Below are 16,179 nucleotides of genomic sequence, written 5' to 3'. Positions count from 1 at the left end.
AACAGAATGGAGGTTTATATGATTACCCAAATAGTCAATCATACCGTTGATTTCTTACAAAAAGAAAGAGAGAAATTAGTCAATGAATGGGAAGAAAGAGTATTAATATCTCTTGGGGACAGCTTTAAGGACAATATATTAGAAAATGGAAACTTGATTTTCAATCAATTTATACAGAGCCTCTCTAATAACAAAGAGAACTTCACTGAAAATATTCGTAAGTTTGCGATTTCCATTGCCAGTCAAAGAGTGCAGGCTGGAAGTAATATTGGGGAATTTGTGTATAACGTGAATTTAGGAAGAGAGCTTTTCCAAAAAACCATTTGGAAGATGGACTTAAATAAAGAGGAGCTACAAGATATTTCAGAGCGAATACACTATTTCTTTGATCAATTCTTATATTATTCAATGACTCACTATAGCAATAAACAAAATCAAATTATAGAGGAAAAAACTAAGTTTATTAGTATGAGCCATAAAGATCGACTGACTTTATTAGGGCAAATGACTTCTAGCTTCATCCACGAATTTCGAAATCCTCTTACTTCTATACAAGGCTTTATTCAGCTACTTAAAGCGGAAAACCCTGAAATGAGCTACTTAGACATCATTTCAATTGAATTAGAACAATTGAATTTTCGAATATCTCAATTTCTTCTTCTTTCTAAAAAGGAAATAATCGGAAAAGAAAAAGTGACTTTTTCGGTTAATGAGTTGGTTGATGAAGTATTAATCTTTTTATATCCTAGTATTTTAGATGGGAATGTAAGCGTAAGAAAGGATTTAGTAGAAAATATAAATTTATATGGCTATGCCGATGAAATCCGTCAAGTCCTCATAAATATTATTTTTAATGCAATTGATGTATTGAACGGATACTCATCAGATCCGCAAATTGAAATTACTAGCCGCCGTGAAGAAAATTCACATATTAAGCTTGAAATTGCCAATAATGGACCAATGATTCCGGAAAGTTTAATCAAAACTATTTTTGAGCCCTTCGTAACGACAAAAACGCTTGGAACCGGACTAGGTTTATTTGTATGTAAAGAAATCATTGAAAAGCATAAAGGGCAACTTACTTGCCAAACAAAAAATGAATTAACGATTTTCAGCATCACTCTTCCGATTGCTCATCACTAGAAAAGCGGAAGCGCCTTGGTCAGCGACGTATAAACTGGACTGACCTCGACTGAGATAAAGGAAACACGACGAGTGATAACGAGTCGATGTTGACTTATCGTAGGGAGAGGGAGGGAAGTTTACTAGTCGTTAGGCGCTGGAGCTAGACAGTTCTCTAACTTTAAAATTGATCCTTTAATTTCATCAAAGAAAGCCGACTCACTTAGTAGCTGAGTCGGCATTTTAAATTATTTTTCCAAAAAAATAATAAATTTCATATACTTCTGTGATTTTTCCCTTTATTATTATGGATAAAAACATTTTGGAGAGGAGCTTTTCAATGTTTACGTTAAAGGTTGATCAAGAAATCGAATTACAACTATTTCAGTTGCACCATGCAGAGGAGCTTTTCTACCTCGTAGACAACAATCGAAATCATTTACGAAAATGGCTGCCATGGGTTGATAATATGACTTCACCTGTGCAATATCATTCCATTATTCCTATATGGCTAAAACAATTTGCCGATAATCAAGGTTTTAATACAGGAATTCGCTATAACGGTGAACTCATTGGTTCCATCGGATTTCATAATATTGATTGGAATAACAAACAATCAAGTTTGGGCTATTATTTAGCGGAAGGCTTTGAGGGAAAAGGCATTATGACAAGAACCGTACAAGCTCTTATCAATTACGCATTTTTCCAATTTAATCTAAACAGGATTGAAATAAGATGTGGGGTTGAAAATAAGAAAAGCCGTGCCATACCTGAAAGACTTGGCTTCATGCAAGAGGGAGTCATTCGAGATGGAGAATTTCTTTATAATCACTTCCATGATCTAGCTGTTTACGGAATGCTGGCTAGAGATTGGAAAAATTAATCATTTTATTTCTAAAAGAAATTATGATTGCAGTCACTTGACTGCTCTTTTTGTTGGAACGACAAACGAATGCTCTCTTATGCCGACCGTAATATATTCCACAATCCCATTTGTAAAATACTATATTTTAGGGAATGTTAAATTTAAAGGGAGCAGATAATCCCTATACATATGCGAGGTTTAAAAAAATGCTACTAAATATCTTTCTTCTCATTTTATTAATATTACTTACCGCTTTCTTCGTTGCTTCAGAGTTTGCAATGGTAAAAGTACGTACATCACGGATTGATCAGTTGCTTGCCGAAGGAAATAAACGTGCTTATGCGGCAAAAAAAATCGTCTCTAATCTGGATGAATATTTATCTGCCACCCAACTTGGAATTACAATCACATCACTTGGGCTTGGATGGCTTGGCGAACCAACTTTTGAAAAGCTCCTGCTACCTATTTTTGACTTATTTCATTTACAGCCATCCATCTCGAAATTTCTATCTTTCATCATCGCATTTTCGGTTGTTACTTTTTTACATGTTGTCATTGGTGAGCTTTCACCAAAATCATTTGCCATCCATAAATCAGAGGAAATCACATTAGCCTTCGCAAAACCTTTAATTTGGTTTTATAAAATTATGTTTCCGTTTATTTGGGCCTTAAATGGTTCTGCAAGGTTTGTCAGCAGCTTGTTTGGATTAAAACCTATATCGGAAAGCGAAATGGCTCATTCTGAAGAGGAATTGCGAATTATCCTTTCAGAAAGCTATAAAAGCGGAGAAATTAATCAGGCGGAGTATAAATATGTAGATCGGATATTTGAGTTTGACAATCGAATTGCAAAAGAAATTATGGTGCCTCGCACTGAAATCGTAAGCTTGGATGAAAGTGCAACACTTAATGAAGTTCTTGAGGTTGTGCTACATGAAAGATATACTCGGTATCCAGTCATCTCAGATGGAGATAAAGACAATATACTTGGATTAATCAATGTGAAAGAATTATTAACGGATTGCATTCAAAAGAAATGTAAAGAGGACAAGCCAGTCGTTCATTATATCAAGCGTGTAATTAGTGTAATTGAAACAATCCCTATTCATGATCTACTATTAAAAATGCAGAAAGAACGTACACATATGGCCATATTATTCGATGAATATGGAGGAACAGCAGGTTTAGTTACCGTTGAAGATATTTTGGAGGAAATCGTTGGTGAAATCCAAGATGAGTTTGATATAGATGAACTTCCTCTCATCCAAAAGATTAATAAAGACCATTATATTTTAGATGCGAAGCTTCTCATTACTGAGACAAATGATTTGCTTGGAACAAATTTAAATGAAGAGGAAGTCGATACAATTGGTGGTTGGTTTTTAACACAAAAATTTGATCTTAATAAAGGGGATATTATTGAAGAAGATGGATATCAATTTATTATTAACGAAATTGATGGCCATCACATTTCATATATTGAGGTTAAAAAAGCGGAAACAACAAGTATGAAAGAAAAATGAAAAATACTTTAAAATCTTGTTTCATATTCACTTTTTTTTCTAATAAAATTAAAATAATCCATTTTTTCAAACTAAGACGTTTGACTGTACGGTTTTGTGTAACATATAATAATTTCAAGAATGAAAAATAGGGGTGATAGAATGGGGTCGTTTATCGTATCGGTGAAGTAGCAAGCATAGCTAATGTCTCTAAAAGAACAATTGATTATTATACAAAAATTGGGCTCATTCAAGCTGATCGGACAGAATCCAATTACCGAATATATTCGGAGAAGGCACTGTCTGATCTTAGATTTATTGAAGAGTGCAAAAATATGCATATTCCATTAGACGAGATTAAGAGAAAGCTAGATTTAAAATCTAAAACGAATATGCATACTGGTGAGGTAAAAAATCAGATTGACGCAGTGTCAAAACAAATTAGACAGCTGCGTAATGAAATATCTGTTTTGCTTCCACTAATGAATCGTTTAGATGAAGAACAGAAAGATGATCTCTCCAAAAAATTAAATTCAGAGGGTTCATCCTTGATTAAATCTCTTATGAGTTTAACGAGTTAGTACAAATTTGCCCTGGCGAATTTGTGCATAGATTTTTTAGTTGGCTTGTCCAATACATTTATTAAAAAATCTAAAGCAATTGCCTGTGGCACAACTTCATTCAGCCTAAATTTTAACAAGCTGAAGAAGTACAATTTTCCATATTATCAGGAGGTGACTCCTTACCCGAAAAACTTCGGGCTAAGGGAATTTATTTGGACATATTTAACTTGGTTATTATAGCCATTTTAATTGCTTTGACGGCTTTTTTTGTAGCTTCAGAATTTGCTATTGTAAAGATAAGAAGTTCGAGAATTGATCAATTAATTGAAGAAGGAAATAAACATGCAATACCGGTAAAAAAAGTAATTAGTAATCTTGATGAATATTTGTCAGCTTGTCAATTAGGGATTACAGTTACAGCACTTGGAATCGGGTGGCTTGGTGAGCCAACATTTGCTCACATACTTCATTTATTGTTTAATCAACTAACAATACCTGAATCTGTTACCAAGATTCTTTCAGTCGGGTTTGCCTTTTTTATCATGACCTTCTTACATGTTGTTGTAGGAGAATTGGCACCAAAAACACTTGCGATTCAAAAGGCCGAAATTGTGGCAATCTTGACTGCTCGTCCTTTAATTCTGTTCTATAAATTGATGTACCCCTTCATTTGGGTACTCAATGGGTCAGCACGACTAATTACAGGGTTATTTGGTTTAAAGCCTGCTTCTGAACATGAATTGGCCCATTCTGAAGAAGAACTTCGCATCATTTTATCAGAAAGCTATGAAAGTGGCGAAATCAACCAATCAGAGTTTAAGTATGTAAATAAAATTTTTGATTTTGATGATCGAATTGCAAAAGAAATTATGGTTCCAAGGACAGAAATTGTATCATTCTCAAAAGATGATACGTTAGAAAGATTTATTGAAACGGTCTATGAAGAAAAATATACACGGTACCCAATCATTGATGGGGATAAAGACCATATTATTGGCTTAGTCAATATTAAAGAAGTGATGACTGACCTTATTAAAAATAGACAAGTCACAGCCAATACACTACATTCATATACACGGCCAATCATTCGTGTTATTGATACGATTCCGATTCATGACCTTCTTTTGAAAATGCAGAAGGAAAGAATTCATATGGCAATCTTAATGGATGAGTATGGCGGTACATCTGGACTCGTAACAGTTGAAGATATTATCGAAGAAATTGTAGGGGAAATCCGCGATGAATTCGATATGGATGAAATAGCTGAAGTTCGCAAAGTTAAAGATGATCACTATTTAATTGACGCAAAAGTACTTGTAAGTGAAGTTAATGAATTGCTTGATCTTGAAATTGATGATGAAGACGTAGATACGATCGGCGGTTGGATTTTAACAGAAAACTATGAGGCCAAACAAGGTGATATTATTCACCTAGACTCTTATTCTTTTAAAATTGTCGATATGGAAGACCATCATATTAAATATATTGAGGTCACAAAAAATCCTGAAACTGAACCATCAGCAAACTCATTACCCTTAACAGAAACACAAATTGTTTCGTAATAGAAAAGCGGAAGCGGCTTGATCAGCGACGTATAAACTGGACTGACCTCGACTGAGATAAAGGAAACACGACAAGTGGAACGAGTCGATGTTGACTTATCGTAGGGAGAGGGAAGGAAGTTTACTAGTCGCTAGCCGCTGGAGCTAGACATAGAAAGCGGAAGCGGCTTCCGTGTAAAAAATAAAAACCTACACTTCCCATCGATGGAATGTAGGTTTTTTTATTGCCTAGCTTATATAATTCATTACCTTTACGAGTCACTGCTATTCGGAAGAGTAATGGTAAATATTGTTCCCTCCCCTTCCTCACTACGAACTTGAATTTGCCCGTTATGAAGCTGCACTAACTGCTTTACGATCGACAACCCGATGCCAAATTCTCCGAAAGCATTGCCAGTCCTTGAAACATCGGCCTTATAAAAACGGAGCCAAATGGATTCGATTTCTTTCGGATCAATCCCAATACCTGTATCCTCTATTTCGATCATCGTTAAATCGTTATTTGCTTTCCCTCTTAATCGAATTTGTCCATTTTCAGTAAACTGATTACAATTTTTCACGATGTTTACTAAAATTTGAATTAATCGATCATAATCAGCAAAAACCGTTAATTCTTCATGGCAATCAATCGATATATCATTATTCTTTTCTTTCGCCTGAATACTTAACTGCTCTTTTACAACTTCTAGTGCTTCTAATAAATTCACTGACATTTTATTTAGTTTTAGCTGATTCGAGCGGATTTTTTCATAATCAAGATTTTCATTCACAAGTCTAATTAACCTCTTTGCTTCTCGATCGATGAGAATCATCCCTTTTTCAATATCCTCTTCAGGAATCAATTGATCTTTAATTCCTTCCGCAAGTCCGCTAATAGTCGTTAAAGGTGTTCTCAATTCATGGGAAACGTCAGCGATAAATTTTCTCCGGCGATTTTCCAGTCGATTAATTTCTTCATTCGAGGATTTTAATTTTACCGCCATTTTATTAAAATCCTTTGCTAGTAAACCAATTTCGTCAAGATAATTATACGGAACATGAACATCATAATTGCCTGTTGAAATCATTGATGTCGCATTTCGCAAATCCTTAATTCTTTTAATTAAGCTTTTCGAGAATAATAAGCTTATCAAAATGGCCGCTGAAAGCGAAATAATAATTGTATATAATAAAAACTTATTCAATTGACTAATCATTGCTACCGTTCCAGTAATAGGAGCTATTAAAAGAATGCCTCCAGCTAACTGCTCCCCATTCATAAATGGAATAGCAACAAGTGACACTTCCTGACCAAACCTTTTAAAGTCATGTTTTACCGAGACTTTGTGACCATTCAATAATTTTCCCCATTCCGCATCTGTCAGTTGAATAAGAGGAGTGCTTTGCAATTGCGGATAGATGACATACCCTTCTCTATTAAAAAGCAAATATCTTATATGCCTCGTATTTAGAAGCTGGCTGTACTCAGAAAGAAATTGTTCATTTCCCTCAATCCGCATCGTAAAATCTGTTAAAATTTGCTCGCCATATGCCTCTAGCTCTTCTACTTTGTTTTGAAAAATATAATTTTGAACAAATTGAGAAAACGATAGGCTTAAAACGATGAAAGCAAAGATTAACATGCCAATATGGCTAATTAAAAGCTGATAAAAAAATTTAATCCTCATTTGTGAACACCGTCTCATCAAACTTATAACCGATGCCCCAGACGGTTTGGATAAACGACTGGTCAGGAGTTCTAATCTTTTTTCTTAAACGTTTAATATGAACATCCACTGTACGCTCATCACCGTAAAATTGATATCCCCATACACGATCTAAAAGCTGCTCTCTTGAAAAAGCTTGTTTTGGATATTTTACAAAATAATAGAGTAAATCAAATTCTTTTGGTGTTAAATTTGTTACAGGCTGTCCATTAAATAAAACTTCTCTTGAATCTTTATTCACTTTAAAATATTGGCTTGTCACAATATGAGCTTCCGTTTTTTCAGTTGCTTCCGTTTGATAGCGCCGTGTCACGGCTTTAATTCTTGCCATGAGGGCAAGTGGACTAAATGGTTTTGTCACATAATCATCTGCTCCCATTTCAAGCCCAAGCACTTGATCAGAATCGCTATCTTTCGCTGTAAGCATAATAATTGGCACTTGGCTAAGCTCACGTATTTTCCTGCACAGTGTAACCCCATCCATAATTGGCAGCATCCAATCTAGGATAATCAAGTCCCATTTATCTTTATTAAAGTGATCGAAACCATCTTGACCATTATGGACAAAAACACCTTGATAGCCTTCTTTTATGAAAAACATCTCAAGCATGGAACAAACGCTTTCGTTGTCTTCAACTACGAGAATTTTCATTTTTACCTTCCCCATTTTCTAGTTAGTTCTTTCTTTAATTTAATCGAACATTTGCTAGTTTTTCAATCATAATCTCTTATTTCTCTTATATTATCCTGCAACATCCTATTTTTTTCCACATTAGTTTAGAATTTTTGGACATGCTATCATTGTATCTTGAATTTTCACAAAGAAGGAGAGTGTCAAAAATGAAAAAGCTATTTATTACAGCTAGTTCATTATGTATTTTGCTATTCGGAAGCATTTTCTTACCAACAACAGTTCCTACATATGCAGAAGAAAAAACAAATGAGGAGGAATTTAAAGAACATCACCACCATTTCATAAATGAAGTAGATTTTAACCGTCTTTTAAAACAAGGATATTCTAAAGGTGATATTTACAAAGCTGCACATATAGCAAAGTTTGCTAATCAAAAGATTGATGATGTATTAAAAACATATAAAGAAAGTGATTCTTCATGGAAAAAGACAGCTGAACATTACGGATTAAATACGGAAGAGTTAAAGAAGAAATGTCATGAGGAACTGGAAAAATTCCTTATGAAAAATAAAGAAACAGTCGTAGAGAATGTCGCAGAATATACTGGGAAAACCGAAGCTGAAATTGTAGGCTATGTTGAAGAAGGAATACCTTTGCGTTTTCTTATTCACGCGGCAGTAATCGCAAAAGCGGGAAATAAAGATTTAGCAGAGCTCATTAAGCTTAAGAAAGAGGGAAAGTCTTATAAAGACTTATTGAAAGACTTAAACCTTGATCATAAAAAATTGCATATGGAAAAGAAAACATTAATAAAAAAAATAAAAGAAGATATAATGGATTAATTATCCTATCGAAAAAATGAGAAAAGAAGCCTCTACATCTTTTGCGGCTTCTTTTCTCCTATTAAATGGCTTCGTTAGTAGCTACACTTCTAATAACGTTAACATGTTTAGGCAGTTTAGAAATGACTAAATGGAATTTTCCTTTTGAAGTGTGGACATCTACTGATAGACCTGCTGCTGGCGGTGTTGAAATGACAGCATTTTTTTCTATCTTTTGCGGGTCCATATCTAACTCAACCCCTTTGTTAGACATATTCACTAAATAGATCCCGTTGTGCAAATTTAAAAACTCACTCACTGATGCTTGAGCTAATTCATTTGCTTCCGTTAATTCTTCCTCCGCATATATAGACGCTATTTGCAAAAAGACACTTTCTTCAAGTGCAATGGCTGTATATAATGGTACTTTCCCCTTTATTTCTTGGGATACAAGCCACTCTGCCCGCAACTCATCTTGCTCAGAACTTATTTCAACAAAAACTTGATCATCAATGAAGCGAATGATGTTTTTTACGAATAGAGATAAGTAATCGGAGTAGCATTGTTTTTCTTCCTCATTTAACTGAAGAAGACTTTCAATCATGGCCTCGATATTGCCATCCTTAATGGCGGCAAATTTTTCATCAGAAAGACTGTGAAGATTTTTATAATCGGTTAGCGCATTCGAAAATGCATCAATCGTCATATAGTTTTGCTCTACGATCGCTTGAGCTAATAATAGATGATTTTTCTTTTGGGCGGTCAGCATCTCTTCAACCTGTTCATTTGATAAATAGCCTAGGTCAACAGCAATCTCCCCAAACCGTTTGTCCTGCTGCTTTTGTTTTTCATGAATTTCCTCTACCTGTGCAGAGGTTAAAAGACCTTCATCAACAGCAATAACACCAAATTTCACATGTGTTGTTTGCTGGCGTTGAAGGGCGGTATGGAGCTGTTCGGAAGTAAGGAGTCCATTGTTTAATAAATAATGACCAAAATATTGACTAAACATGGGCACTACCTTCTTTCTTTTCTGTCATTATTTTCTCAATCAACACAGCTACAGCTTCAAGTGTAATTGGCTTTTGAATAAAATCATATGCACCGTGCTCAAGCGCCCTTTTCAAATGTGATTGTGTTCCTGCTGAAGATGCCATTACAACTTTAATCGTTGGATATTCCTTTTTAATTTCCTCTAAAGCCTCAATTCCGTCTTTTTTAGGCATCACAATATCCATAAAAACAAGATCTGGCTTAAATTCATTTACCTTCTCTACAGCCATCTCACCATTATCTGCTTCTTCAATATATTTACATTGGCAAACCTCTAATATCTTTCGAAATTTTTTTCTTATTAAGGCAGAATCATCACAAATTAACACTTTCAATTCTTGTTGCAATATAAATCACTCCTATATCTTGTTATAGGATAAAAGTTCTATATTTTCCGTTGAATCCCTTCAATAAAATGAATTTACATCACTAAAATCCTAAAAAGTTTTTATTTTAGACATTTTTTCATTTTCAATAAATGGAATAAACCTATAAAGTGGTATAATAGTAAACATATTAACTATGTATGAGCCTGAAATATAATGGGGGAAAACGTATGAATCCAACACCAACAACTACAGAGGAAATAATCATTCAAACCTCTCATAAAAGCTTGTCAAAAGGGAAATTAATCAAAATTATTTTCTTTATCATACTTGGCTCTGCCTTGATGGGAGTAGGGATTGAAGAATTTTTAGTCCCGAATAAAATATTGGATGGTGGAATCACTGGCATTTCGATTATGCTCTCACATTTAACTGGTATGAAGCTTGGTATATTTATCTTCACATTGAATATCCCCTTTTTTTATATTGGTTATAAACAAATAGGTAAAACCTTCGCCCTCTCCACATTATTAGGAATTACTGTCTTATCCATTTCAACAGCTTTTCTACACGATGTTCCCGTTTTTACAACTGATCCACTCCTAGCGACCGTTTTTGGTGGAATGATTTTGGGAGCAGGGGTTGGACTCGTCATTCGATATGGCGGCTCTTTAGATGGAACTGAAATATTAGCGATTCTCGCCAATAAAAAGCTGCCTTTTTCGGTTGGAGAAATTGTCATGTTTTTTAATATTTTTATCTTTACAACTGCTGGATTTGTGTTTGGCTGGAACCGAGCCATGTATTCCGTTCTTGCTTACTTTATTGCTTATAAGACGATTGATATTGTTATTCAAGGGCTTGATGAATCGAAGTCTGCATGGATTATTAGTGAAAACCATCAATTAATTGGAGAAGCGATCTTAGCGAGACTTGGACGCGGTGTTACTTATTTAAAGGGGGAAGGGGCATACACAGGTGATGATAAAAAAGTTATTTTCTGTGTTATTACCAGACTGGAAGAGGCAAAATTAAAATCCATTGTCGAAGAGCTTGATCCTAGTGCGTTTTTAGCAGTTGCTAATATATCAGAGGTAAGAGGCGGACGCTTTAAGAAGAATTCTATACACTAATTTACGTTAGATTGGAAACTTATATTATGGAGATGTTAAGGATAAGACGCTTGGATACGGCGTCTTTTCAAATTGTTGTATCGTTTCCTTTAAACTTTGTTGTTGCTTTCCCGCAGGAGTTCCTTGCCTTCCACTCCAATCAACAAGTGTTAAAAATATCTTATTATTTGATTTTTTTTTTCTAAATTTGTTATTATATTTTTTGAGTTTAAGATTGGATGGTGGATTATGGTAAAGAATCATAAAGCTGAAGGAAAAGCACATTTTATTTATCGCTACATCATGTTATTAATTGGGGCAACACTTGCTGCCTTAGCCATTGAGTTATTTTTAATTCCTAACTCAATTATCGATGGTGGAATTATCGGTATTTCCTTAATCGTTAATCATTTAACAAGTATTAATTTTGGAATTCTCGTTTTCCTCTTTAATATTCCTTTTTTATTTTTCGGTTATAAATATATTGGCAAAACTTTCACCTTTTCTTCCCTGTTTAGTATTATCGCACTTGCGATTGTTGAATCACAACTGCATTATTTAAAACCATTTACACATGAACCATTGTTAGCAACTGTATTCGGTGGATTGCTATTAGGTGCAGGTGTAGGAATAGTGATCCGTCATGGAGGAGCATTGGATGGAACTGAAATTCTTGGCATTCTATTGACGAAGAGGCTCCCTTTCTCAATCGGTGAGTTTGTCATGTTCTTTAATATATTCGTTTTTGGCTGGGCTGGGTTTGTATTAGGCTGGGAACAGGCTATGTATTCAATCCTTGCATACTATATTGCCTCGAAAATGATTGATTCGGTCGTCCAAGGTTTAGAAGGAGATACAAAAGCAGCGATTATTGTATCTGATTCATACGAGGAAATTTCAGATGCCATTATTGAACGGTTGGGACGAAGTGTTACAAAACTATATGGCAAGGGTGGAATTAAGGATAATGACAAAGAAGTCATTTATGTAGTTGTAACACGTTTAGAAATTTCCAAACTGAAAAGTATTATAGGAGAAATCGATCCAAGTGCATTTACTACGATTATGGATACTCAAGAAGCACATGGAAGTAGATTTAAATCTGCTATTCATTAAACATTTAGAAAAAATAAGCTAGGAGGCAAAAATAAAGCCTCCTATCTTATTTATGCTATACCAATCAACACTGTGATACAATTTTATAAATGATGAACAAAGCAGGTGATTTTCGTGTGTAAAACAAAATTTTTGTTGGAAGTTCCCAACGGAGTTTTTTTACTAAAAAAAGATTTCAACCAGGAAAGCAACTGGCGCTCAGATAGTTGTTATAAATTTATTTATTCCGTAAATGGATCTATGTCATATCAAACGAAAAGAACTCAGATAACTATTGAAAAGCAGCAATTTGTTATGTTTAATCCACAAGATGAGCATAAACAATTAGCAGTGGATGAAAGAAAATTTTTGATTGAATTAAAACCGTCTTTTCTAAATCAAGTTGCTAAATCTCTATCTCCAATTCACTATGATATTCAATTTGCTTCCTGTCCCCAGCAATATTCTCTGCTAACTAACTGGGTCCAATTTGTTTTGGAGTACTTACAACTTGAAAAAGAAGATAACATTGAATCAATGGAACTCTTTTTGGACCACAGTTTCACTCAGTTAGCTTTAATGCTGACAAAAAATGCGGTTGGAACTCACATGCAAGATGTTAATTTACATACCTATAAATCAATTAATCCACAGCTCTACAAAACACTTATGGCAATGAAAGATAATTATACGCATCCGTGGACTTTAGATGAAATGGCGAATATTTCTAGTTTAAGCAAGTTTCAATTTGCCCATTATTTCAAAGAAATCATTGGGATATCACCATACTCTTGGTTGCAAATATATCGGGTTATCCGTAGTCAAGAAATGCTTAAAAGGACCAAAAAAACCGTTTTAAACATAGCAATTGAATGCGGTTTTTCTTCTGTTGCCGTTTACAATCAACTTTTTAAGCGATTATATGGTATAACGCCAGGTTCTTTCCGCAGAATGGTTAGTAAATAAACACCAGAACCAATAATCATCATAAGCCCACATATCCAAAATAAAATATGAATTGAAATGAACGAAGAGATTAATCCAAATATTCCAAGGGAAATAGCATTAGATAAATATAATAAAAATGCATTAAAACTAAAGCCTAGCCCTAATTTTTCTGTTGGAAGGTATTGCTGCAACAAATACACCCTTGATAATCCAGATATAGGCAGGCCGATTGCAGCAATTAATACTCCTATAAAATATAAGGGAAGGTTGCTTGCAAACCCTAAAATAAATACACCAATTCCCCAAATTAGGGAGCCAATTAAATAAATTTTTAAATTCAATTTCCTCCATATTATTGGGATTAACAAATTTATTGCTATGACAGCGGCACCGTACCAACCTTGAAGAATGCTATATAACTTTTCACCGTTAGACGTTGTTTCGATAAGTTGTAGTAAAAGCCCAACCTGCCATACCCATGTATTAAAAAACACCATAATGACTGTCACAATAAACAAAGTTCGTATTGTAGTCTGGTTTTTTACCCAAATAGCAAATTCCTTAATAGAAATAAATATATCAGTTATTTTCTTTTTGCCAGTAATTCCATTATTGTATTCTTGAACTTGAATTTTATAAATAAATACCGCACTTAGTAGATAGGTTAACGCATCAATGGTAAAAAAATGAATATATCCAATGGTATTTATTAGTCCAACACTTACAATAGGTCCTAGTACGGTTACGCCCCTTGTAACAGTATCAAGTAAGCTGTTCACAGACGTTCTTTCTTCGTCCTCTGTAATTACGGGTAAAATAGCTCGATGAGCAGGGTTAAAAAAACAGCCTAAGCATTGAATGGCAAAACTGACAATGATTAAATGCCAATAACTCAAAAGTTCAAATTGGTGAAATATTATAAGTGACAATGTAAGTGGTACCCTTATAAGGTCAAGCATTATCAATAACTTTTTTTTATTTACCCAATCAGCAATGACTCCTCCAATTAATCCAAATAAAAGGTACGGAAGCACCTGTGAAATGGCTATCCCTGTTGTGTGTAAGCTAGAATGCGTCATATCATAAGCTAAAAATAAAAATGCTAGCCCCGCAATGACATTACCTAAATTAGAAACACCCGCCCCTAATAAGTAAAATAAAGCATTCCGATTATTTTTTAGTATATTTATGTACATATCTCTTCACCTCACTTAAAGATTACGATATAAGTGAGGTATGTTCTTCTATTATATTGCTGACTTTCTCCACAAGATTCAACTGTACTTACTTCTAAAAAATTGAGCAGGAGGCGATTAATAAGCCTCCTGCTTCTTTATAAATATTTCCGATGAATGATTTTCCCATCATAGCTAAATAACATATTCTTCCCCTCGACTATCGTATCAATATGAACACTTCTTCCCCATAGCTGATGAATATAAGGAAGGACTTTTTCTAAATACTTCAAGTCAAGCTCAATTCCTTCGAACCAATGCTTTATATAAAGCTCTCCATTTTTTAAATAATCGCCGTCATTTACAGTTAAATAAGGAAACCCCCCGTTTACACGCATATTTACAAGCTGATCACGGACATTTTCCCATTTTTTATCAACGACTTTATAATCTTTGCCTTGCTTTTGAAATAAATACATATCCTCTTTCATAACAAGATCTTTTGTTAAGTAATTGCGCAGAAAGGAAATATCTGATTCAATTTCTCGAACCTCGAACATTTTTTCGCGGCCAGAGTTCGGTTCAACCCCTCGTCTTTTCATTTCCTCCGTTGGATTATTATAGCGCTCCTCGATATCCTCAAATATTTTCAAGCCAAGATAGTAAGGATTAATGCTTGTTCTTGATGGTTGAACGACACCCGCATTCAATTTCGCAAACTCTAACGCCTCTCCACTCGTTAAATCCATTTCACGAAGAATGCGTTGGTGCCAATATGAGGCCCATCCTTCATTCATGATTTTCGTCTCAAGCTGAGGCCAGAAATAAAGCATTTCTTCACGCATCATTGTTAATATATCTCGCTGCCAGTCTGAAAGCTCTCTACTATAATTTTCAATGAAAAGCAGTAAGTCCTTCTCTGGCTGTGGAGGGAATTTCTTTTTCTTCTTTTTTCGGTCATACTGTTTTTTATCTTTATCATCGAGATTCCATAAATCATCATAAGGAGAGGAAATATTTGGTTCATCCTCCTCATATTCGCTATCCTCTACATTCCAGGCGAGCTTCGGTCTCATTAATGATGGATCAATATGTTCTTCTATTGCTAAAACGGCATCAAGAAAAGTTTCCACCGTTTTTTTTCCATGGATAATTTCATACTGCCTAATTCGTTCAGCTGTTGCTGCCATACTTTCTACCATATCACGTTTCGTATTTTGAAAACGTACATTGTTTTTAAAGAAATCACAATGAGCCAATACATGTGCAACAATTAATTTATTTTGAATTAACGAATTCGAATCAAGCAAAAAAGCATAACAAGGATTGGAGTTGATGACGAGCTCATAAATTTTTGAAAGACCAAGATCATAATGCAGCTTCATTTTAAAAAATTGCTTTCCAAAGCTCCAATGCGAAAATCTTGTCGGCATACTGTAAGCACCAAATGTATAAATAATATCTGCTGGGCAAATTTCATAACGCATTGGGTAATAATCTAAACCAAAGCCGGACGCAATTTCTGATATTTCCTGAATGGCATATTGCAGCTCTTGTTGATCATCATTATTCATCCGCTACTCCCCCTTTTTCTTCTTAACACAATCTATGAAGAAATAATAAAAATGATGAGAGTAAGGAGGAAATTCAGTTTTAGAAAAACTTTGTGTCCAATTGGCATATAAAAAGACAGGA

15 protein-coding genes and 1 pseudogene are annotated in these 16,179 nt (G+C 34.5%); 10 read left to right on the top strand and 6 right to left on the bottom strand.

The window, feature by feature from the left end; genetic code table 11:
* Window positions 1-18 precede the first annotated feature (18 nt).
* The 6 genes and pseudogenes from KDN24_RS07890 to KDN24_RS07865 all read left to right on the top strand — a co-directional run bounded on the left by KDN24_RS07890 (window position 19) and on the right by KDN24_RS07865 (window position 5,614).
* Window positions 19-1,143 (top strand): histidine kinase N-terminal domain-containing protein, encoded by a 1,125-nt coding sequence (locus KDN24_RS07890; protein WP_409971574.1) that lies wholly within the window; start codon window positions 19-21, stop codon window positions 1,141-1,143.
* Window positions 1,144-1,462: 319 nt separating this feature from the next.
* Window positions 1,463-2,005: a GNAT family N-acetyltransferase gene (locus tag KDN24_RS07885; protein WP_409971573.1), complete on the top strand. Its 543-nt coding sequence runs from the start codon at window positions 1,463-1,465 to the stop codon at window positions 2,003-2,005.
* Between the two features lie 188 nt (window positions 2,006-2,193).
* Window positions 2,194-3,510, top strand: coding sequence for a hemolysin family protein (locus tag KDN24_RS07880; protein ID WP_409971572.1), 1,317 nt, complete (start codon window positions 2,194-2,196; stop codon window positions 3,508-3,510).
* 158 nt (window positions 3,511-3,668) lie between these two features.
* Window positions 3,669-3,803 (top strand): annotated as a pseudogene (locus KDN24_RS07875) (MerR family DNA-binding transcriptional regulator); the annotation flags it as partial.
* Between the two features lie 21 nt (window positions 3,804-3,824).
* Window positions 3,825-4,070 carry a MerR family transcriptional regulator gene (locus tag KDN24_RS07870; protein ID WP_491348368.1) on the top strand — a complete coding sequence of 82 codons (246 nt, stop codon included), beginning with the start codon at window positions 3,825-3,827 and terminating at the stop codon, window positions 4,068-4,070.
* 194 nt (window positions 4,071-4,264) lie between these two features.
* Window positions 4,265-5,614 (top strand): hemolysin family protein, encoded by a 1,350-nt coding sequence (locus tag KDN24_RS07865; protein WP_409971571.1) that lies wholly within the window; start codon window positions 4,265-4,267, stop codon window positions 5,612-5,614.
* A gap of 251 nt (window positions 5,615-5,865) precedes the next feature.
* Here the strand turns inward: KDN24_RS07865 and KDN24_RS07860 are convergent, their stop codons facing one another.
* Both KDN24_RS07860 and KDN24_RS07855 read right to left on the bottom strand, forming a co-directional pair.
* Window positions 5,866-7,281 (bottom strand): sensor histidine kinase, encoded by a 1,416-nt coding sequence (locus KDN24_RS07860; protein WP_409971570.1) that lies wholly within the window; start codon window positions 7,279-7,281, stop codon window positions 5,866-5,868.
* A complete protein-coding gene (locus KDN24_RS07855; RefSeq protein WP_409971569.1) occupies window positions 7,271-7,972 on the bottom strand; it encodes a winged helix-turn-helix domain-containing protein in 702 nt (233 codons plus the stop codon). Before KDN24_RS07855 ends, KDN24_RS07860 begins: the two co-directional genes overlap by 11 nt.
* Before the next feature lie 188 nt (window positions 7,973-8,160).
* Between KDN24_RS07855 and KDN24_RS07850 the strand changes: the two genes are divergently transcribed.
* A complete protein-coding gene (locus KDN24_RS07850) occupies window positions 8,161-8,796 on the top strand; it encodes a hypothetical protein (RefSeq protein WP_409971568.1) in 636 nt (211 codons plus the stop codon).
* Window positions 8,797-8,857: 61 nt separating this feature from the next.
* Here the strand turns inward: KDN24_RS07850 and KDN24_RS07845 are convergent, their stop codons facing one another.
* Entirely contained in the window at window positions 8,858-9,787 is a 930-nt protein-coding gene (locus KDN24_RS07845; protein ID WP_409971567.1) for a cyclic di-GMP-binding domain-containing protein, MshE-related, read from the bottom strand.
* Window positions 9,780-10,175 (bottom strand): response regulator transcription factor, encoded by a 396-nt coding sequence (locus KDN24_RS07840; RefSeq protein ID WP_409971566.1) that lies wholly within the window; start codon window positions 10,173-10,175, stop codon window positions 9,780-9,782. Before KDN24_RS07840 ends, KDN24_RS07845 begins: the two co-directional genes overlap by 8 nt.
* Window positions 10,176-10,384: 209 nt before the next feature.
* Here KDN24_RS07840 and KDN24_RS07835 point away from each other — a divergent pair, with 209 nt between their 5' ends.
* From KDN24_RS07835 to KDN24_RS07825, 3 genes are all read left to right on the top strand, one after another.
* A complete protein-coding gene (locus KDN24_RS07835; protein ID WP_409971565.1) occupies window positions 10,385-11,287 on the top strand; it encodes a YitT family protein in 903 nt (300 codons plus the stop codon).
* 228 nt (window positions 11,288-11,515) lie between these two features.
* Complete coding sequence (locus KDN24_RS07830) at window positions 11,516-12,382, top strand: YitT family protein (RefSeq protein ID WP_409971564.1); 867 nt, start codon at window positions 11,516-11,518, stop codon at window positions 12,380-12,382.
* A gap of 114 nt (window positions 12,383-12,496) precedes the next feature.
* Complete coding sequence (locus KDN24_RS07825; protein WP_409971563.1) at window positions 12,497-13,327, top strand: AraC family transcriptional regulator; 831 nt, start codon at window positions 12,497-12,499, stop codon at window positions 13,325-13,327.
* Here the strand turns inward: KDN24_RS07825 and KDN24_RS07820 are convergent.
* Both KDN24_RS07820 and KDN24_RS07815 read right to left on the bottom strand, forming a co-directional pair.
* Window positions 13,264-14,505: an MFS transporter gene (locus KDN24_RS07820; RefSeq protein ID WP_409971562.1), complete on the bottom strand. Its 1,242-nt coding sequence runs from the start codon at window positions 14,503-14,505 to the stop codon at window positions 13,264-13,266. The genes KDN24_RS07825 and KDN24_RS07820 overlap by 64 nt on opposite strands.
* A 137-nt stretch (window positions 14,506-14,642) precedes the next feature.
* Window positions 14,643-16,058: a SpoVR family protein gene (locus KDN24_RS07815; protein WP_409971561.1), complete on the bottom strand. Its 1,416-nt coding sequence runs from the start codon at window positions 16,056-16,058 to the stop codon at window positions 14,643-14,645.
* Window positions 16,059-16,179: the final 121 nt, after the last annotated feature.

Source organism: Cytobacillus sp. Bva_UNVM-123, from assembly GCF_046351715.2.
GTDB lineage: Bacteria > Bacillota > Bacilli > Bacillales > Cytobacillaceae > Cytobacillus.
The sequence above is the reverse complement of the archived record's forward strand: the minus strand, read 5'-3'. Positions and strand labels throughout refer to the sequence as shown.

What these genes read in the sequence shown, in the direction of transcription:
- KDN24_RS07870 (WP_491348368.1), top strand. Translation starts at nt 3,825, where the DNA reads ATGCATATTCCATTAGACGAGATTAAGAGAAAGCTAGATTTAAAATCT.
- KDN24_RS07880 (WP_409971572.1), top strand. Translation starts at nt 2,194, where the DNA reads ATGCTACTAAATATCTTTCTTCTCATTTTATTAATATTACTTACCGCT.
- KDN24_RS07835 (WP_409971565.1), top strand. Translation starts at nt 10,385, where the DNA reads ATGAATCCAACACCAACAACTACAGAGGAAATAATCATTCAAACCTCT.
- KDN24_RS07820 (WP_409971562.1), bottom strand. Translation starts at nt 14,505, where the DNA reads ATGTACATAAATATACTAAAAAATAATCGGAATGCTTTATTTTACTTA.
- KDN24_RS07855 (WP_409971569.1), bottom strand. Translation starts at nt 7,972, where the DNA reads ATGAAAATTCTCGTAGTTGAAGACAACGAAAGCGTTTGTTCCATGCTT.
- KDN24_RS07860 (WP_409971570.1), bottom strand. Translation starts at nt 7,281, where the DNA reads ATGAGGATTAAATTTTTTTATCAGCTTTTAATTAGCCATATTGGCATG.
- KDN24_RS07885 (WP_409971573.1), top strand. Translation starts at nt 1,463, where the DNA reads ATGTTTACGTTAAAGGTTGATCAAGAAATCGAATTACAACTATTTCAG.
- KDN24_RS07830 (WP_409971564.1), top strand. Translation starts at nt 11,516, where the DNA reads ATGGTAAAGAATCATAAAGCTGAAGGAAAAGCACATTTTATTTATCGC.
- KDN24_RS07850 (WP_409971568.1), top strand. Translation starts at nt 8,161, where the DNA reads ATGAAAAAGCTATTTATTACAGCTAGTTCATTATGTATTTTGCTATTC.
- KDN24_RS07845 (WP_409971567.1), bottom strand. Translation starts at nt 9,787, where the DNA reads ATGTTTAGTCAATATTTTGGTCATTATTTATTAAACAATGGACTCCTT.
- KDN24_RS07890 (WP_409971574.1), top strand. Translation starts at nt 19, where the DNA reads ATGATTACCCAAATAGTCAATCATACCGTTGATTTCTTACAAAAAGAA.
- KDN24_RS07815 (WP_409971561.1), bottom strand. Translation starts at nt 16,058, where the DNA reads ATGAATAATGATGATCAACAAGAGCTGCAATATGCCATTCAGGAAATA.